The organism is Pseudomonas sp. B21-035, assembly GCF_024748945.1.
In the GTDB taxonomy this organism is placed as follows: Bacteria; Pseudomonadota; Gammaproteobacteria; order Pseudomonadales; family Pseudomonadaceae; genus Aquipseudomonas.
The window spans coordinates 2570476-2588162 of record NZ_CP087179.1; the positions used below are offsets into that span (position 1 = coordinate 2570476).

At 65.4% G+C, this 17687-nt stretch carries 17 protein-coding genes and 1 pseudogene; 16 read left to right on the top strand and 2 right to left on the bottom strand.

What is annotated here, in order from left to right; translation table 11 throughout:
• The first annotated feature begins 32 nt into the window (after positions 1-32).
• The 8 genes from LOY22_RS11890 to ureG are packed head-to-tail and all read left to right on the top strand — an operon-like array spanning position 33 to position 5570.
• Entirely contained in the window at positions 33-866 is an 834-nt protein-coding gene (locus LOY22_RS11890) for an urease accessory protein UreD (protein WP_093383524.1), read from the top strand.
• Positions 867-875: 9 nt separating this feature from the next.
• On the top strand, positions 876-1178 hold the full coding sequence (locus LOY22_RS11895; RefSeq protein ID WP_093383521.1) for an urease subunit gamma: 303 nt from the start codon (positions 876-878) through the stop codon (positions 1176-1178).
• Positions 1179-1187: 9 nt separating this feature from the next.
• Entirely contained in the window at positions 1188-1505 is a 318-nt protein-coding gene (locus LOY22_RS11900; RefSeq protein ID WP_045198635.1) for an urease subunit beta, read from the top strand.
• On the top strand, positions 1502-3205 hold the full coding sequence (gene ureC, locus LOY22_RS11905) for an urease subunit alpha (RefSeq protein WP_045198637.1): 1704 nt from the start codon (positions 1502-1504) through the stop codon (positions 3203-3205). Before LOY22_RS11900 ends, ureC begins: the two co-directional genes overlap by 4 nt.
• A gap of 9 nt (positions 3206-3214) precedes the next feature.
• Positions 3215-3694 carry an urease accessory protein UreE gene (ureE, locus tag LOY22_RS11910; protein ID WP_093383518.1) on the top strand — a complete coding sequence of 160 codons (480 nt, stop codon included), beginning with the start codon at positions 3215-3217 and terminating at the stop codon, positions 3692-3694.
• 22 nt (positions 3695-3716) lie between these two features.
• Positions 3717-4262, top strand: a complete 546-nt coding sequence (locus tag LOY22_RS11915) for a HupE/UreJ family protein (protein WP_093383515.1) — start codon at positions 3717-3719, stop codon at positions 4260-4262.
• Positions 4262-4936, top strand: coding sequence for an urease accessory protein UreF (locus tag LOY22_RS11920; RefSeq protein ID WP_093383509.1), 675 nt, complete (start codon positions 4262-4264; stop codon positions 4934-4936). The genes LOY22_RS11915 and LOY22_RS11920 overlap by 1 nt, the downstream gene beginning before the upstream one ends.
• 10 nt (positions 4937-4946) lie before the next feature.
• On the top strand, positions 4947-5570 hold the full coding sequence (gene ureG / locus LOY22_RS11925) for an urease accessory protein UreG (RefSeq protein WP_045198646.1): 624 nt from the start codon (positions 4947-4949) through the stop codon (positions 5568-5570).
• Positions 5571-5642: 72 nt separating this feature from the next.
• On the opposite strand, the gene mddA is transcribed toward ureG, so the two are convergent.
• Complete coding sequence (mddA, locus tag LOY22_RS11930; RefSeq protein WP_258597591.1) at positions 5643-6392, bottom strand: methanethiol S-methyltransferase; 750 nt, start codon at positions 6390-6392, stop codon at positions 5643-5645.
• Positions 6393-6580: 188 nt separating this feature from the next.
• On the opposite strand from mddA, the gene LOY22_RS11935 reads away from it, so the two are divergent.
• Entirely contained in the window at positions 6581-7066 is a 486-nt protein-coding gene (locus LOY22_RS11935) for a DUF2199 domain-containing protein (protein WP_093383494.1), read from the top strand.
• A gap of 5 nt (positions 7067-7071) precedes the next feature.
• Here LOY22_RS11935 and LOY22_RS11940 read toward each other — a convergent pair.
• Positions 7072-8124 (bottom strand): annotated as a pseudogene (locus LOY22_RS11940) (NAD(P)-dependent alcohol dehydrogenase).
• 176 nt (positions 8125-8300) lie between these two features.
• Between LOY22_RS11940 and LOY22_RS11945 the strand changes: the two are divergent.
• From LOY22_RS11945 to LOY22_RS11975, 7 genes are all read left to right on the top strand, one after another.
• Positions 8301-9194: an AraC family transcriptional regulator gene (locus LOY22_RS11945; RefSeq protein WP_045198654.1), complete on the top strand. Its 894-nt coding sequence runs from the start codon at positions 8301-8303 to the stop codon at positions 9192-9194.
• Positions 9195-9267: 73 nt separating this feature from the next.
• Positions 9268-11172: a M14 family metallopeptidase gene (locus LOY22_RS11950; RefSeq protein WP_093383489.1), complete on the top strand. Its 1905-nt coding sequence runs from the start codon at positions 9268-9270 to the stop codon at positions 11170-11172.
• Positions 11173-11262: 90 nt separating this feature from the next.
• On the top strand, positions 11263-12453 hold the full coding sequence (locus LOY22_RS11955) for an MFS transporter (protein WP_045198657.1): 1191 nt from the start codon (positions 11263-11265) through the stop codon (positions 12451-12453).
• A 36-nt stretch (positions 12454-12489) separates the two neighbouring features.
• A complete protein-coding gene (locus tag LOY22_RS11960; RefSeq protein WP_045198658.1) occupies positions 12490-12999 on the top strand; it encodes a sigma-70 family RNA polymerase sigma factor in 510 nt (169 codons plus the stop codon).
• Positions 13000-13002: 3 nt separating this feature from the next.
• Positions 13003-13953 (top strand): FecR domain-containing protein, encoded by a 951-nt coding sequence (locus LOY22_RS11965; protein WP_045198659.1) that lies wholly within the window; start codon positions 13003-13005, stop codon positions 13951-13953.
• A gap of 114 nt (positions 13954-14067) precedes the next feature.
• Positions 14068-16554: a TonB-dependent siderophore receptor gene (locus LOY22_RS11970; RefSeq protein ID WP_258597592.1), complete on the top strand. Its 2487-nt coding sequence runs from the start codon at positions 14068-14070 to the stop codon at positions 16552-16554.
• A gap of 109 nt (positions 16555-16663) precedes the next feature.
• Positions 16664-17653 (top strand): LuxR C-terminal-related transcriptional regulator, encoded by a 990-nt coding sequence (locus LOY22_RS11975; protein WP_045198664.1) that lies wholly within the window; start codon positions 16664-16666, stop codon positions 17651-17653.
• Positions 17654-17687 lie beyond the last annotated feature (34 nt).

Consider the following 17687-nt stretch of genomic DNA (forward strand, 5'->3'; position numbering starts at 1 on the left):
GAGTTGGGGCAGCGTTTACTGGAACCTGAGGCATGTCGCTCCCCGCAACCCCCGACCTGGACACCGCAGATGCCGGCTGGCGCGCCGAGCTGCGGCTGCGTTTCGTTCGGGGCGAGAGCAAGACCTGTATTGGTGCGCGGCGCCATTTCGGTCCTCTTTTGGTGCAGCGGCCGTTCTATCCCGAAGGCGCACCGTGCCACGTCTACGTGCTGCACCCGCCGGGTGGCGTGGTCGGCGGCGACAAACTGCTGCTCGATGTGCACCTGGAACCCGGCAGCCATGCGCTGCTGACCATGCCCGGAGCGACCAAGTTCTACCGCAGCGGCGGCCCGACCTCGATCCTCCAGCAGCATTTTTACCTGGACGAAAACAGCACGCTCGAATGGCTGCCCCAGGGCAACATCTGTTTTGCCGGCGCCCGCGTGCGCCTGGAAAACCGCTTTACCCTGGCGCCTGGCGCGCGCCTGCTGGCCTGGGAAACCCTGTGCCTGGGCCGCCCGGTGATGGCCGAGACCTTCAGTCACGGCGCCGTCGACAGTCGCCTGCACATCGAGCTGGCCGACGACCCGGGCCTGCACGAGCGTCTGCGCATCGACGGCGGGCAGCTCGACAAAGTCGCCGGCTTGCCGCTGCAAGCAACCTTTTGCGCCTATCCGGCCAGCAGCGAACTGCTTGAACAGAGCCGCGCCTTGCTTGAAGACCTGGGCGCTCCGGCCGGCGCGACCCTGCTTGGCCAGTTGCTGGTGGTACGCCTGCTCGATCACGACAACCAACGCCTGCAACTTACCCTGCAGCGGCTCTGGCACGCCTTGCGACCCGTCGTGGTCGGCCTGGCGCCATGCCCGCCGCGTATCTGGGCCACCTGAGAGAACGCCATGGAGCTGACCCCGCGAGAGAAAGACAAACTGCTGCTGTTCACCGCTGCACTGCTGGCCGAACGGCGCCTGGCCCGTGGCCTGCAGCTCAACTACCCGGAGGCGGTGGCCTTGATCAGCGCCACGGTGATGGAAGGCGCCCGCGACGGGCGCACCGTTGCCGAGCTGATGAACCTCGGCCGCGAGGTGCTGCGCCGTGACCAGGTGATGGCCGGGGTCAGCGAGATGATCGCCGATGTGCAGGTGGAAGCGACCTTTCCCGACGGCACCAAGCTGGTCACCGTCCATGACCCGATTGTCTAGGAGCACAGGATGATTCCCGGAGAAATACAGGTTGCCGACGGCGACATCGAACTCAACGCCGGCCTTGAGGTGATCAGCGTCACCGTCGCCAACCACGGCGACCGGCCGGTGCAGGTCGGCTCGCACTATCACTTTTTCGAGGTCAACAACGCCCTGGTGTTCGAGCGCGAGCCGACCCGAGGTTACCGCCTGGACATCGCCGCTGGCACCGCCGTGCGTTTCGAACCGGGCCAGGCGCGGACCGTCCCGCTGGTGCCGTACCGCGGCAAGCGCGAGGTCTACGGCTTTCAGGGCAAGGTCATGGGCAAGCTGGAGAATCAGGCATGAGCCGCATATCGCGCAGGGCCTATGCCGACATGTTCGGCCCGACAGTGGGCGATCGCGTACGCCTGGCCGACACCGAGCTGTGGGTCGAGGTCGAGAAGGACTTCACGATCTATGGCGAGGAGGTCAAGTTCGGCGGCGGCAAGGTCATCCGCGACGGCATGGGCCAGGGCCAGATGCTTGCCGCGCAGGCGCTGGACCTGGTGCTGACCAACGCGCTGATCATCGACCACTGGGGCATCGTCAAGGCCGACATCGGCATCAAGGACGGGCGCATCGTCGGTGTCGGCAAGGCTGGCAACCCCGATGTGCAACCGGGAGTGACCTTGCCAGTCGGGCCGGGCACCGAAGTGATCGCCGCCGAAGGCAAGATCGTCACCGCTGGCGGCATCGACTCGCACATCCACTTCATCTGCCCGCAGCAGGTCGAAGAGGCGCTGACCTCGGGCATTACCACCTTCATTGGCGGCGGCACCGGGCCTGCCACCGGCACCAATGCCACCACCTGCACCTCCGGGCCCTGGTACCTGGCGCGCATGCTCCAGGCCGCCGACCAATTGCCGATCAATATCGGCCTGCTGGGCAAAGGCAACGCCTCGCGGCCCGAAGCCTTGCGCGAGCAGATCGAAGCCGGCGCCGTGGGCCTCAAGCTGCACGAAGACTGGGGTTCGACCCCGGCAGCCATCGACTGCTGCCTGGGCGTGGCGCAAGAGCACGACGTGCAGGTGGCGATCCATACCGACACCCTCAACGAGTCGGGCTGTATCGAGGACACTCTGGCGGCGATTGGCGATCGCACCATCCATACCTTCCACACCGAAGGCGCCGGCGGTGGCCATGCGCCGGACATCATCCGCGCGGCGGCCTTTGCCAATGTGCTGCCGTCCTCGACCAACCCGACCTTGCCCTACACCCAGAACACCGTCGACGAGCACCTGGACATGCTCATGGTCTGCCATCACCTGGACCCGAGTATTGCCGAGGACGTGGCGTTTGCCGAGTCGCGTATCCGCCGCGAGACGATTGCCGCCGAAGACATCCTCCATGACCTGGGCGCGTTCTCGATGACTTCGTCCGACTCCCAGGCCATGGGCCGGGTCGGCGAAGTGGTGCTGCGCACCTGGCAGGTGGCGCACCAGATGAAACTACGCCGTGGCCCCTTGGCGCCGGATACCGCGCGCAGCGACAACTTCCGGGTCAAGCGCTACATCGCCAAGTACACCATCAACCCGGCGCTGACCCATGGCATCGCCCACGAAGTGGGCTCGGTGGAGGCCGGCAAACTCGCCGACCTGGTGCTCTGGGCGCCGGCGTTCTTCGGCGTCAAGCCTGCGCTGGTGATCAAGGGCGGGATGATCGCCATGGCGCCGATGGGCGATATCAACGGCTCGATCCCGACCCCGCAACCGGTGCACTACCGGCCGATGTTCGGCGCCCTCGGTGCCGCGCGCCACGCCACGCGCATGACCTTCCTGTCGCAGGCGGCGATCGCGCGTGGCGTGCACCGGCAACTGGGGCTGCAGAGCCTGATCGGCGAGGCCCGGGGCTGTCGCACAGTGCGCAAGGGCGACATGGTCCATAACGGCCTGTTGCCGATGATCGAGGTCGACTCGCAAACCTACGAGGTGCGCGCCGACGGTGAACTGCTGGTGTGCGAACCGGCCACGGTGTTGCCGATGGCCCAGCGTTATTTTCTGTTTTAAGGAGCGAAGATGATCCTGTTGACCCGTCGCCTGAGCGACGCCGCCACGGTAAGCGGCACCGTCACCCTCACTGTCGATACGCGGATCAAGAGCCGCGTGCGCGTCACCCTCGACGATGGCCGCGAGGCCGGCCTGATGCTCGAACGCGGGCAGTTGCTGCGCGGTGGCGAGCTGCTTGGCGAAGCGCAGGGCGGCGAGGTGATTCGCGTGCTGGCGGCGGCCGAGCAGGTGTCCAGCGTGCGCTGCGCCGATCCACTGTTGCTGACCCGCGCCGCCTATCACCTGGGCAACCGCCATGTGCCGCTGCAGATCGAGGCCGGCCTGCTGCGCTATCAGCACGACCATGTGCTGGATGAAATGGTCCGTGGCCTGGGCCTTGACGTAACGGTCGAGCAAGCACCGTTCGAGCCTGAAGCCGGGGCCTACCAGAGTGCCCCGCACAGCCATGCCCACAGTAACCACCTGTTCGTTCGCGTCGCTCACCACTGATTGTCGATAAGGAGATTGTCCCATGAAAAAACTCGTCACCCTCGCGTTGCTGCTGGTTGCGCTTCCGGCCTTTGCCCACCCCGGCCATGATGCCAATCCGCTGCAGGATGGTTTGCTGCACCCGCTGACCGGCCTCGATCACTTGCTCATGCTGCTTGGCACCGGGGTGCTCGCGGCGCTGACCGGGCGTACCCTGGCGCTGCCGTTGCTGACCCTCGGGGCGATGTTCGGCGGGGCGCTGATGGGCCATGTGTTCGGCGGTGTGATCGGCATGGAGCAGATGATCATCGGCTCGCTGCTGGTGGCCGCTGCCGCGCTGCTGCTGCCCAGCCGCCAGGTGCTGCTGGCCCTGGCCATGCCGCTGTTTGCCCTGTTCCACGGCTGGGCCCACGGCGTTGAAGCCAGCCCGGGTGCGTTCTGGGTGTTCAGCGCAGGTTTCGTCACGGTCAGTGGCCTGTTGCTGCTGGCAGGCTTTGCCGGGGGTTGCCTGCTGCGTCGGCACACCGGCCTGCAGAAAGTCTTCGGTGGCGGCTTGCTGGCCGGTGCCGCGCTGGTGCTGGCCGGCTGATGAGCAGCAACCTGAAGCTGCTGCGCCTGTTGCAGCTGGCAAGCCCCAGCCTGCCGGTAGGCGGCTTTACCTACTCGCAAGGCCTGGAGTGGGCGGTGGAGGCCGGCTGGGTGCAGGGCGCCGAAGGCTTTCGCGCCTGGCAACGCCAGCAGATCGAGGACACCCTGTGCCACCTCGACTGGCCGCTGCTGGCGCGCTTGTACCAGGCTTGCCTGGCGGATGACGCCGAAGCCTTCGCGCGCTGGAGCCGGTTTTTGCTGGCCAACCGCGAAACCGCCGAACTGCGCCTGGAAGAACGCCAGCGCGGCAAGGCCCTGACCCGTTTGCTCGACGGCTGGCAACTGGGCCAGGCACCCCAATGGCGCAGTTCGCTTGAGCTCAGCCAACTCGGCGGCATGGCCTGGCTGGGCGTGCACTGGGATATCCCCTTGGCTGACCTGGCCCTCGCGCACGGCTATGCCTGGCTCGAAGGCGCGGTGATGGCCGGGGTCAAGCTGGTGCCGTTCGGCCAGCAAGCAGCGCAGACCCTGTTGCGTGACCTGAGCGAAACCTTGCCCGCTGTGCTGGTAACTGCTCTGGCCCTGGACGATGACCAGCTTGGCGGCGGCCTGCCGCTGCTGGCGATTGCCTCGGCGCGCCACGAAACCCAATACACCCGATTGTTCCGCTCCTGAGGAAAGCCCCATGCAAAGTTATCAGCAACCCCTGCGCGTTGGTGTCGGCGGCCCGGTCGGCTCCGGCAAGACCGCGCTGCTTGAAGCGCTGTGCAAGGCCATGCGCGACCACTATGAAATCGCCGTGGTAACCAACGACATCTACACCAAGGAAGACCAGCGCATCCTCACCGAGGCCGGCGCCCTGGCCCCCGAGCGCATCGTCGGAGTGGAAACCGGCGGCTGCCCGCACACCGCGATTCGCGAAGATGCCTCGATGAACCTGGCGGCGGTGGAAGAGCTGGCGCGCAAATTCGGCAACCTCGAAGTGATCTTCGTCGAGAGCGGCGGCGACAACCTCAGCGCCACCTTCAGCCCGGAACTGGCCGACCTCACCGTGTACGTGATCGACGTCGCCGAAGGCGAGAAGATCCCGCGCAAGGGCGGGCCGGGGATCACCAAGTCGGATTTCCTGGTGATCAACAAGATCGACCTGGCGCCTTATGTCGGCGCTTCGCTGGAGGTGATGGAAAAGGACACCTGGCGCATGCGTCCGGAAAGACCCTGGGCCTTCACTAACCTCAAGACCGGGCAGGGGTTGCAGCGGGTGATTGATTTCATTGTCGAGCGGGGGATGTTGAAAGTGTCGGTGTAGCCAAAAGCATCGCGGGGCCGCGCAATCCTGTGGGAGCGGCGGTGCGACGCCTCGACTTGCCCCGCGATCAATCTATCTGCGCCCCACAAAAGGCAACAACATCCCGACCTTGCGCTGATACTGCCGATACTGCTCGCCAAACAACTGCACCAGGTCCTTCTCCTCCAGCAGCGTGCCCATCAGGATGTACAAGGTACTCACCCCGGCAAACAGCAAGTGGCCAACCGTCATGTGCGGCGTCGCCCAGAAGCTCATGACAAAGCCCAGGTACAACGGGTGGCGCACCAGCCGGTACAGCCAGGGGGGCTTGAAGGCGCTGGCTTCGCCGGGGTGTGGGCGAAAGGCGTCGAACGCCTGCTTGAGGCCGAACAGTTCGAAGTGGCTGAGCAGGAAGGTGGCCAGCACCAGGATGATCCAGCCCAGCCAGTAGAGCGCCTCGATCAGCCCGCGGGCCGGTTGCGCCTGGACATCCCACAGGGTCAGGGGAATCGGTTGCCAGAGCAGGAACAGCAGGCTCAGCGCCAGGCTGCTGAACAGCACATAGGTGGCCCGCTCGATGGGCGCCGGTACCCATTGCAGCCAGAACTGCTTGAAGCCCTTGCGCGCCATGCCGCTGTGCTGCAGGGCGAACAGGCTGATCAGCAGCACATTGATCGGCACCGCGAAGTACCAGGCGGTCGGCGGGCCGGAGTTGATGTCCTTGGGAACTTCCGGGGGGCCAATAAAGCCCACGAAGTACGCCAGCACCAGCATGGAGAACAGGTAACAGACCAGGCTATAGAGCAAGCCGAGGCATTTGCGCAGCAGGGGGATCTCGTCCATGAGGGGCTCCTTTGAGTCAGCACCTGAACGTCCTGCTCAGGTGGGGTGCAACGGCTGAACCCTTAACCCTAGACCAGTAAAACTGCCGCCAAGCCGCGTGGGGCAATCAGCCGCAGCTCAACTTTGCCCGGCGAGCCTGCTAGAGTCGCGCCCCTTAACCAATCAATCCGGTGCAGGAGGCAGCTTTGATGATGTGCAGTCAGTGCGGTAACGACCACGGCGATGAACTGGGGGAACTTGCGTTTCGGCGCCCGGATGCGCTGTTCGCGCTAGCCGCCGAGGAACGCCAGAGCAAGGTCAGGGAAAGCAACGACTGGTGCGTGATCGCCGGCGAGCGGTTTTTTTTGCGGGCACTGCTGCCGCTGGCCGTGGCGCAAATCAACGATAGTTACTGCATCGGTATCTGGGTCGAACTGCAGCCGGCGGATTTCGAGCGCGTCTGCGAGCTCTGGCGCGATGAGCACCAGGCCGCCGAGCCGCCTTTTGCCGTGCGCCTGGCCAACAGTATTCCGACCCTGGCAGAAACCCTGGGGCTTGAAGGCCGGTTGCAGTTGAGCGGCCCGACCTCGCGCCCCAGCGTGACCCTGGCCGCCAGCAGCCACCCATTGGCGGTGGAGCAGGCCAAGGGCATTTCCCTGCACCGCGCCCACGAGTACAGCCAGGTGTTTGCCTGACAGGCTCAGGCCTTGAGCGTGGCCATGTCGATGACGAAGCGGTACTTCACATCGCCGGCGATCATGCGGCTGAAGGCTTCGTTGATGTTACCGATATCGAGCATCTCGATGTCGCAACTGATGCCGTGCTCGGCGCAGAACTCCAGCACTTCCTGGGTTTCGGCGATGCCGCCGATCAGCGAGCCGGCCAGCACCCGGCGCTTCATTACCAGGTTGGCGGCGTGCAGCGCCGGGTCGACCGGCTCGATCAGGCCGACGAGAATGTGTACGCCGTCGAACTTCAAGGTCTGCAGGTAGGGGTTGAGGTCGTGCTGGACCGGAATGGTGTCGAGAAGAAAATCGAAACGCTCGGCCGCGGCGCGCATCTGCGCCTCATCGGTGGACACGATCACGTGGTCAGCCCCCTGGCGCCGGGCTTCTTCGGCCTTGGCCGGCGAGCGGGTGAAGAGGGTGACTTCGGCGCCCATGGCCTTGGCGAATTTGATGCCCATATGGCCCAGGCCGCCCATGCCGAGAATGCCCACGCGGTCACCGGGCTTGACCCCGTAATGCTTGAGCGGTGAGTAGGTGGTGATGCCGGCGCAGAGGATCGGCGCCGCGCTGGGCAAGTCCAGGCCTTGTGGAATGCGCACGACAAAGTGCTCGCTGACCACGATGCTGCTGGAGTAACCGCCCATGGTGTTGCTGCCGTCGACCCGGTCGGGGGTGGCGTAGGTCATGGTCGGGCCTTGCAGGCAGTATTGCTCCAGGTCCGCCTGGCAGGCTTCGCAGTGGCGGCAGGAGTCGACCATGCAGCCCACGCCCACCAGGTCACCGACCTGATAGCGGCTGACCTTGGCGCCGACGGCGGTGACCTTGCCGACGATCTCGTGGCCGGGCATCAGCGGATACACGGCGATGCCCCACTCGTTGCGGGCCTGGTGGATGTCGGAGTGGCACACGCCACAGTAGAGGATCTAGATCGCCACATCGTCGGCGCGCGGGCTGCGGCGCTGGAAGGTCATGGGCGCCAGGGGCGTGGTGGCGGACTGGGCGGCGTAACCGATGGCTGTGTACATAGGGCCTCAATAAACGGTGATCGGTGAAGGCTGCGCATTCTGCGCATCCAGCGTCGGCTCGCCTATCGTCATTCCTCCGCCAGTCATGCCTAAAACTCCGTACTTGGTCGCCGGACTCTGGCGCCTGGCCGCGAAGCTGCGATGATGTCAGTGTCCAATCCTCCGTGCGGTTTTTCATGCAGCTCACTCGCCACTCCGATGCCAACGCCACCCTCTGTACCCTGATCCGCTCCCTGGCGCTGCGCCCGGGTTTTGTCGACACGCCACTTGCCCAGGTGCAGGTGCTGTCGGCCAGTCACTACGTGGCCAGCAGCCCGCAGATTTACGAACCGAGCCTGATGATCCTCGCCCAGGGCAGCAAGCTGGCGCGCCTTGGGCCGCGTACCCTGGAATACGGCGCCGGGCATTACCTGGTGCAGGCGCTGTCGGTGCCGTTCATGTGTGAGACCTTTGCCACCGAGCAGGAGCCGCTGCTGGGGGTGTCGGTGGCCATCGACCGCGGCGTGCTCGGGGAGCTGGTGCAGAGCATGGGCCTGGCGCCAGACCGGGCGATCACGGCGCAAACCCCGGAGTCGATGACCTCGGCGGCGCTGGATGAGGCCATGCGCGACAGCGTCGAGCGTTTGCTGCGCTGCCTGCTCGACCCGCTGGACTGCCAGGTAATGGGCCAGGCGCGGGTGCGGGAGGTGCTGTATGTGGCCTTGCGCGGGCCGCAGGCCGGGGTGTTGCGGGCACTGGTCGAGCAGCAGGGCCACTTTGCCCGCATCGCGGCGGCGCTCAGCTACTTGCGCGAGCACTATGCCGAACCGCTGAGCGTCGAAGCGCTGGCGGCGTGCGCGAACATGAGCGCCTCGACCTTTCACGAGCACTTCAAGCGCAGCACCTTGCTGTCGCCGATGCAGTACCTCAAGCGCCTGCGCTTGCTCAAGGCCCAGCAGATGCTGATCGGTGAGGGCATGGGCGTGGCCCAGGCGGCGCACCGGGTGGGCTACCAGAGCACCTCGCAGTTCAGCCGCGAGTACAAGCGCCATTTCCAGCGCAGCCCGGGGGAAGAACAGCCGTATCTGTGACCCGGCCTGGCTCTCGTCTGCTTACACATTGTGGTTTAAGGTGGGCACCTGCCTCTCATGACAGGGATCGATCATGAAACACCCGCTTTTGCAGCCCCTCGTTGTCGCGCTGTTGCTGGGCGCTGCCGTGCAAGCCCCGGCGGCGTTGCCCAGCGCGCCGTCGTATATCGACGATAGCCTGTATTCCCCGGCTGCCAAGCAGCGCATCCTGCCAGCGATGTTCGCCCAGACCCTGGCCAGCACCCGTTACCTGGCCAGGCCGGACAACCCGCTGATCACCCAGGCCGAGGCGAGCGAATTTCGCCAGACCAGCAACTACGACGAAACCCGCGCCTACATGACCCGCCTGGCCGCCGCCTCCGGGGGCAGCATCGTGCTCAACGACCTGCCGGAGAAAAGCGCCGAAGGCCACCCGATGTTGATGGCCATCGCTTCCCTTGAGGTCGACAAGTCGCCGGCCGGGCTCAACGAGTCGGGCAAGCCGACGATTTTCGTCGAAGCCCAGATTCACCCCGGCGAAGCCAATGGCAAGGACGCGATGTTCATGCTCCTGCGCGACATGACCACTGGCGACAAACCGCTGGCTGCGTTACTGGAGAAGGTCAACATCCTTTTCATTCCCACCGTCAATGTCGACGGCGACCTGCGCCGCAGCGCCTACGGGCGCATCAACCAGAACGGCCCGGATGAAACCGGCTGGCGGGTCAACGGCCTGAACTACAACCTCAACCGCGATTTCACCAAGCTCGACAGCGCCGAGATCCGCAACGTCGCCTGGGTGTTCAACACCTACCAGCTGAGCTTTTTTGCCGACACCCATTCCACCGACGGCGCCATGTACCCCTACGACAGCTCCTATTGCCACAATGGCAACGGCTGGTCGCCGGCCAGCAGCGCCTGGATCGACAAGGTCATGCGCGCACCGGTGTACCAGGCGCTGGAGGCCGACGGCCATGTGGTGCATGAATGCATCAGCCTCAACAGCAACCAGGACCCGACCCAGGGTTACTACCCGTACCGCACCGACTACGCGCGCTTTTCCAACCAGTACGGCGACATCCGCAACGTGCCGTCGATCCTCATCGAGCAGCACGCCTTGCACCCGTATCAAACCCAGGTGCTGGGCAACTACGTGATGCTCAAGAGCATGTTCCAGGTGATTGGCGATCAGGCCACGTCGCTTGGCGAAGCCATCCGCCAGGACCGCGAACGCCTCGAAGCCCAGGAGCAGGTGACCCTCACCTGGAAACCGGGCAAGGCCCAGAGCACCGCCTTTACTGTCGGTGACTATCGCTATGAGCAGTCGCCGATCACCGGTGCCAGGACCCTCGTCTGGAGCAACACGCCGAAGAAGCTCAGCGTGCCGGTGACGGGCAACACCGAGCCCGACCTGGTGGTCAAACGGCCTAAACAGTATGTGGTGCCGGGCCAGTGGCGCGAGGTGATTGCCCGGCTCAAGGCCCATGGCATCCACATGACCACCCTCGACAAGCCGACGCCGATTGCCGTCACCCTGTATCGCATGGACCAGGTAAAAGTGGCGGGGGGCTTCGAGCCCGACCGCACCCAGGTCAACCAGATCCCGGGCTACGAAGGGCGCTTGCTGGTCAGTGGCGTGGCCAAGCCGCTGGAGCGCTTGCAGACCTTCCCGGCCGGCTCGGTGGTGATCGATACCGACCAGCCGCTGGGCGTGCTGGCGGTCAACCTGCTGTACCCCGAAAGCCCCGACTCGTTCTGGGCCTGGGGCTTTTTCAATGCGACCCTGGTGGCGGCGGAAGAACCTGAGGAATACGTGATGGAGCCGATGGCGCGCAAGATGCTCGCCGAAAGCCCCGAGCTCAAGGCCGAGTTCGACAGCAAGCTCAAGGGTGACAAGGCCTTCGCCGCCAGCCCCAGCGCACGCTTGCACTGGTTCTACCAGCGTACGCCGTTCTATGACGTCAATGCCTTTGTCTATCCGGTGGGGGCGGTGTACTGAACCGGTATCGATCGGTCTGAAAACGGTATTGGTCATACGCAAAAACCGTGATCTATAAAGGCTCTGGTCTTCCCGCCCGAGCCTTTATGCATGAACACCCGCCGTCGTTCACTGATTGCCGCCAGCATGGCCCACGCCGTGCACGATGGCCTCACCGATGTCATCTACGTCTTGCTGCCGCTGTGGCAGGCGCAGTTTGCCCTGAGTTTCGCCCAGGTCGGCCTGCTGCGTGGCGCCTACGCCGGGATGATGGCTGGCCTGCAATTGCTGGCCAGCCGCGCGGCAAAACGCTGGGGCCGTGAGCGTCTGCTGGTCGGCGGCACCGCCCTGGCCGGGCTGGCCTACCTGGTGGCTGGCCAGGCCGGGGGCCTGGGTATGCTGCTGTTCGCCTTGTTGCTGGGCGGCCTCGGTGCCAGTACCCAGCACCCGCTGGCATCGTCGTTGGTCAGCGATAGTCATGAGGCCGGCGGCGAGGTCAAGGAGGCGCTGGCGCACTACAACTTTGCCGGTGATATCGGCAAGATGCTGGTGCCCGCCGGAGTCGGCCTGTTGCTGGTGGTGACCAGCTGGCAAACCAGCGTCACCGTGCTGGGCATCCTTGGCCTTGCGGCCGCTGCGCTGCTCTGGTGGCTGATCGCGCCGCAGCCGTCGGCGGCGCCGGGCGTGCGCAAAGCAGTGATTGCTGTTGGCAGCGACTCCGCCAGCGGCCTGGCCGCCTTGCTGCTCACCGGCACCCTCGACAGTGCGGTACGCATGGGCTTTCTCACCTTTCTGCCGTTTCTGCTGCAAGCCAAGGGCGCAGGCTCCGCCGGTATCGGCCTGGCGCTGATGCTGCTGTTCGTCGGCGGCGCCTTCGGCAAGCTGCTGTGCGGCTACCTGGGCGCACGTATCGGCATGATGAAAACCGTGTGGTGCACCGAGTCGCTCACTGCGCTGCTGATCGTGTCGATGCTGTACCTGCCGCTGACGCCGATGCTGGTGCTGTTGCCGCTGTTGGGCCTGGTGCTCAATGGCACCTCGTCGGTGCTCTACGGCGTGGTGCCGGAGCTGGCGGGGGCGGGCAGGCGCGACCAGGCCTTTGCCCTGTTCTACACCGGCACCATCGGCGGCGGCGCCCTGGCACCGGTGGTGTTTGGCGCTGTTGGCGATAGCGCCGGCATCACCACGGCGGTGATCAGCCTGGCGGCACTCCTGCTGCTGACCCTGCCGCTGTCCTGGTGGGTGGAGCGGCAACTGCATTGCGGCTTGCCTGGCAAATTTGGATCTAACTATAATGAATGAGATTCATTACCAGATAACTTTGCCCAGGCCGCCTCCATGTCCAGCGCTGACCCTTCGCTGCAACTCGCTGTTCACACGCTGTATGAGGCGCATCACCCGTGGCTGTGCGGCTGGCTGCGCAAGCGCCTGGGCTGCCGCGAGCATGCCGCGGACCTCGCCCAGGACACCTTCATCCGCGTCATGACCCAGCGCAAGGCCCCGGAATTGCGTGAGCCACGGGCCTACCTGAGCACCGTCGCGCGCAGCCTGATGATCGACCTGTTCCGCCGCCGCGCACTGGAGCAGGCCTACCTCGAAACCCTCGCCGCACGCCCGGAGCTGCTCGACATCTCGCCGGAAACCCGCGCCCTGGTGATCGAGACGCTGATGGAAATCGACGCCATGCTTGACGGTCTGGGGCGCAAGACCCGCGAGATCTTTCTCATGGCCCAGCTCGACGGCCTGAGCTACGTGGAAATCGCCCGGCGCCAGAACCTCGCGGTCAACACGGTGAAGAAACACGCCGTGCGCGCCCTGACCCATTGCCTGCTGCTGGCCGAGGACTGAGCGGTGAGCGCCCAGCGCCTGGATCGCGCCACCCTCGAAGCGGCCGCCCACTGGTTCGTCGAACTGCGCTGCGAAGCGCCAGACCCGGCTACCCGCCTTGCCCACCAACAGTGGCTGGCCGGTGATCCGCGCCACCGCCAGGCCTGGGAGCGCTTGCAGCGGGTACAAGGCACCTTTGCTCAGGTCAGTGCTGGCGTTGCCCGGCCGCTGCTGGCCAGCGCCCAGGCCAAGCGCCGCGAAGTGCTCAAGGTACTGTCGCTGCTGCTGGCCGCGGGCGGGGCAGGGACCCTGGCCTGGCAGACCACGCCGTTGCCGGCCTTGATCGCCGACCAGCGCACCGGCACCGGCGAGCGGCGCAGCATAGGCCTGCAGGATGGCAGCCAGTTGCACCTGAACACCGCTACCGCGGTGGATATTCACTACAGCGGGCAGCTGCGCGAACTGCGCCTGCTCAGCGGCGAGATCCTCATCGAAACGGCAAAAGATGCCCTGGCCCGGCCCTTCATCGTGCATACCGGCGAAGGCAGCATTCGCGCGCTGGGCACGCGTTTTATCGTTCGCCGCGACGCCGGGCGCACCCGGGTGAGCGTGCAGGAGCATGCCGTGCAAGTGCGTTGCAGCGCTGATCTGCTCACCCCCGTGCGGGTCGAGGCCGGCCAGCAACTGAGCTTTGAGCGCGCCAGCATCAGCCCGTTGCAGCCCGCCAACCCCGAGGCCGACGCCTGGCTGCGCGACCTGCTGGTGGTGCACGACTGGCGCCTGGACGACTTTATCAACGAATTGCAGCGCTACCGGCCCGGGCACCTGGGGTGCCACCCGGCGGTGGCCGGCCTGAGAATTTCCGGGGCCTTCCAGTTGGCCAACAGCGACCCTATTCTCGCCAACCTGAGCAGCACCTTGCCGGTGCGTATTCGCCAGTTCAGCCGCTACTGGGTCAGGGTCGAAGCGGCCTGAAACGCAGCAGAAAATTATTTTCACAAGGGGGGTGTTGATTCAGATTCTCATTCGACTTGTAGGTAGAGGCGCCTCAGACGCCACCACCACTGCCAACGGGCGAAAGGAAACTGCATGTCCCTTTGTAATCCACACTCCACGCGCAACCTGCGCACACTCACCCCTTTGCGCCGTGCCATTGAGGCCGCGCTGTTCGGCTCGGCCCTGGCAGGCGCCGGCGCCAGCCTGATGGCCGCTGCGCCGGCCTGGGCCGAGACCCGCGTCGAAAGCCAGTTCGACATTCCCGCCGGCTCCCTGGAGTCGGCGCTGACCCGCTTTGCCGCCAGCGCCGGGGTCACCGTGTCGTTCCAGCCGGCCGATACCCGTGGCCTGCAATCGCCAGGCTTGCATGGCCGCTACAGCGTCGAGGCCGGCTTGCGCCAGCTGCTGGCCGGCAGCAACCTGCAACTGCTGCGCCAGGACAGCGGTAGCTACTCGCTGCTGCCAGGGGCGGGCGATGACGCCAGCGTGCAGCTGGACGCCACCGCCATCAACGGCAAGGCGGTCGAGTCGGCCTACGGGCCGGTCGATGGTTATGTCGCCACCCGCAGCGCCACCGGCACCAAGACCGACACGCCGATCCTGGAAATCCCCCAGGCGGTCAACGTGGTCACCGCCGCCCAGGTCGAAACCCAGGGCGCGCGCAATCTCACCCAGGCCCTGCGCTACACCCCGGGCCTGAGCGTCAACGGCTTTACCGACCGCAACAACATTGCCGACGAGATCACCAGCCGCGGCTTCGCCCCGACCCCGCTGTACCTGGACGGTGCCTACCTGCCGTACGCCGGAAGCCTGGGCGGTGCGCCGCAGATCGACCCCTACACCCTCGAACGCATCGAAGTGCTCAAGGGCCCGTCGTCGGTGCTGTATGGCCAGAACCAGCCGGGCGGTATCGTCAACATGGTCTCCAAACGCCCGACCCGCGAACAGCGCAACCAGGTCAAGTTCGGCCTGGGCAGCTACAGCCGGGTCAATGGCGCGATTGATCTGAGCGGCCCGATGGATGAAGCCGGGACCCTCAGCTACCGCCTGGTGGGCGTGGCGAAAAAGGGCAACGACCAGCTCGACCACACCAACAGCCAGCGCATGCTGCTGGCGCCGAGCCTGACCTGGGCGCCTAACGAAGACACCGCGCTGACCCTGTATGCCCAGCTGCAGCGCGATGACGGCCTGGCCGATTACCAGGCCTTGCCGAAAATCGGCTCGCTCGACCGCGGCCCCGATGGCCAGCGCATCGACCGCGATGCGTTTCTCGGCGACTCCCATTACAACGACTACCGGCGCGACCAGTTTGTGCTCGGCTACGACTTCAGCCATGCCTTCAGCGACGACTTGAAGTACCGCCAGACCGCGCGCTACATCGACATCCGCGACCGCTACAAGGGTTTCTACCTGCGCGGCTTCGTCAGCGATGCCGACACCGGCGTGCTCGACCAGACCCACGCCACCCGCACCAAGCTCGACTGGCGCCAGCACAACACCGCCTACACCATCGATAACAACCTGGAGTACAAGTTCGCCACCGGCCGCCTGCAGCACACCACCCTGGTGGGCCTCGACTACCGCCGCTTCAACCGCAAGTACACCGGCTACAATGCCTATGGCGTGGCCCCGGTCGATCTGTACAACCCGAGCAACTACCCCACCGACGACGTGGTGCCGCAGCTGACCACCCAATGGGACAACACCATCGGCCAGACCGGCCTGTATGTGCAGGACCAGATCAGGCTCGACCAGTGGATCATCACCGTCGGCGGGCGCCAGGACTGGGCCAAGGTCGAAAACAAGGACCTGCTGGCGCGGACCATCACCGAGCAGAACGACCAGAAATTCACCGGCCGGGTAGGGCTGACCTACGTCACCGAGTTCGGCCTGGCGCCTTACATCAGCTATTCGCAGTCGTTCCTGCCGACCATCGGCACCAGCGCCCCGCAGCGCGGCGCCAAGGCCTTTGAGCCGACCGAGGGCGAGCAGTATGAAATCGGCGTCAAGTACCAGCCGCTGGACAAGACCCTGATCACCGCCTCGCTGTTCGAGCTGACCCAGAAGAACGTCAAGACCGGCGACAAGCTCTACCCTGAGTACGAAAGCCAGGACGGCGAAGTGCGCTCGCGCGGTGTCGAGCTCGAGCTCAAGACCCGCCTCGACAACCTCGACGTGCTGGCGGCGGCCACCTACATCGACTCGTTCTACACCAAGAGCAACTATGGCGATAAGGGCAACCGTTCCGAGGCGCAAGCGCCGGTGTCGGCTACCCTGTGGGCCGACTACCACTTCACCCAGGCTGCGCTCAACGGCCTGACCGTCGGTGCCGGCGCGCGCTACACCGGGCGCAAGCCGGGGGATTCGGCCAACGCCTTCGACGTGCCGGCGTTCGTCGTTTACGACACCACTATCCGCTACGACCTGGGCAAACTCGACCCAAGCCTGCGCGGGCTGCAGACCAGCCTGAACGTGCAGAACCTGTTTGACCGCGAGTATGTCTCGGACTGCAACTATTCCTTTGGCTGCTACTACGGGCAGGAGCGGGTGGCGTCGCTTGAAATGACTTACGACTGGTGATATGAGCCGGCCTCACTGGCGATGGGCCGCATAGCGGCCCTGGGCTGGACGCTCTTGCACCCCTGTGTCACTGTCGGCGCCACCGTTCGGCAGCAAACAGGGTTGGCCAATGCTCAGCAGTACCCAGTTCAAGGCGTTCAATCGTTGTGTCCTGCAACTGGCGAGCTTGGCCCGCGAGGGTGGCGGCTCGCATTTCATCGCCGAGGGCCTGCAGGCGTTTCGCGCAATAGTGCCGTTTGCCTCGGCCTGGTGGGGCGAGATGTCTGGGGCTGGCGCAACCGCTGCGCCGCAAAGCTGGATGCACGGGCGCATCGACCTGCCGCCGGCCTTTGCCCGCGAATGGAGCGAGGTTGCCGGCATCGACTGTTTCGCCCACACCACCCTGGCGCGGCCAGGGCAGGTGGTGCGCGACAGCGAGTTCACCGACCCCAACGAGGCGGTCAATGTCTTCGCCCGCCGCTACGACCTCTATCACCTGATGTGCATTACCTTCGAGCTGCCACAGAGCGGCCTGAACTTTTACGTCTGCCTGTACCGCGGCGAGCACGACGCTGCCTTTTGCGAAAGCGAAGACGGCTTGTTCGCCGCCTTCTGCGAGCAGCTGCTGCAACTGTGGCGCTTCCAGGTGCAGGACATGATCCGTCTCGATACCGGCAACGCGGCTGCCGATTTCGCCATTGCCCGTCTCGATGGCAGCTTGCTGTATGTGGGCGCGCGGGTGTGCGCGGCAATCGAGCAGGCGCTGCCGGGCTGGAGCGGCTCGTTGCTGCCGCCCCAGGTGTGCGCGCAACTGGCCAGGGCGCCGTGCGTGATGCGCCTCGGGCGCAGCAGCCTGACCCTCAGCGCCAATGGCGAGCATGTGATTGTGTCGCTGGAAGCACCCGCGCCAGGGGTGCTGCTGGCGCCCCGCGAGCGCACCGCAGCCATGCTGTTTGCCGCCGGGCACTCCTACAAGGAAATCGCCCGGATGCTGTCCTTGAGTCCGGCGACGGTGCGCACCTACCTGCGCAATTGCTACGTGCAACTGGGGGTCAAGAGCAAGGTGGAGCTGGGTGCGGCGTTGCGCCTGTCGATGCCGGTGGCGGAAAAAACCGCCTGACCCTCCTCATTTGCAGAGGTCCATTGCCGCGCTG

Bases quoted from the DNA above. Each gene is read 5' to 3' on its own strand.
- ureG (WP_045198646.1), top strand. From the start codon at position 4,947: ATGCAAAGTTATCAGCAACCCCTGCGCGTTGGTGTCGGCGGCCCGGTC.
- LOY22_RS11955 (WP_045198657.1), top strand. From the start codon at position 11,263: ATGAACACCCGCCGTCGTTCACTGATTGCCGCCAGCATGGCCCACGCC.
- LOY22_RS11935 (WP_093383494.1), top strand. From the start codon at position 6,581: ATGATGTGCAGTCAGTGCGGTAACGACCACGGCGATGAACTGGGGGAA.
- ureE (WP_093383518.1), top strand. From the start codon at position 3,215: ATGATCCTGTTGACCCGTCGCCTGAGCGACGCCGCCACGGTAAGCGGC.
- LOY22_RS11960 (WP_045198658.1), top strand. From the start codon at position 12,490: ATGTCCAGCGCTGACCCTTCGCTGCAACTCGCTGTTCACACGCTGTAT.
- LOY22_RS11900 (WP_045198635.1), top strand. From the start codon at position 1,188: ATGATTCCCGGAGAAATACAGGTTGCCGACGGCGACATCGAACTCAAC.
- mddA (WP_258597591.1), bottom strand. From the start codon at position 6,392: ATGGACGAGATCCCCCTGCTGCGCAAATGCCTCGGCTTGCTCTATAGC.
- LOY22_RS11975 (WP_045198664.1), top strand. From the start codon at position 16,664: ATGCTCAGCAGTACCCAGTTCAAGGCGTTCAATCGTTGTGTCCTGCAA.
- LOY22_RS11915 (WP_093383515.1), top strand. From the start codon at position 3,717: ATGAAAAAACTCGTCACCCTCGCGTTGCTGCTGGTTGCGCTTCCGGCC.
- LOY22_RS11890 (WP_093383524.1), top strand. From the start codon at position 33: ATGTCGCTCCCCGCAACCCCCGACCTGGACACCGCAGATGCCGGCTGG.
- LOY22_RS11950 (WP_093383489.1), top strand. From the start codon at position 9,268: ATGAAACACCCGCTTTTGCAGCCCCTCGTTGTCGCGCTGTTGCTGGGC.
- LOY22_RS11895 (WP_093383521.1), top strand. From the start codon at position 876: ATGGAGCTGACCCCGCGAGAGAAAGACAAACTGCTGCTGTTCACCGCT.
- ureC (WP_045198637.1), top strand. From the start codon at position 1,502: ATGAGCCGCATATCGCGCAGGGCCTATGCCGACATGTTCGGCCCGACA.
- LOY22_RS11945 (WP_045198654.1), top strand. From the start codon at position 8,301: ATGCAGCTCACTCGCCACTCCGATGCCAACGCCACCCTCTGTACCCTG.
- LOY22_RS11970 (WP_258597592.1), top strand. From the start codon at position 14,068: ATGTCCCTTTGTAATCCACACTCCACGCGCAACCTGCGCACACTCACC.
- LOY22_RS11920 (WP_093383509.1), top strand. From the start codon at position 4,262: ATGAGCAGCAACCTGAAGCTGCTGCGCCTGTTGCAGCTGGCAAGCCCC.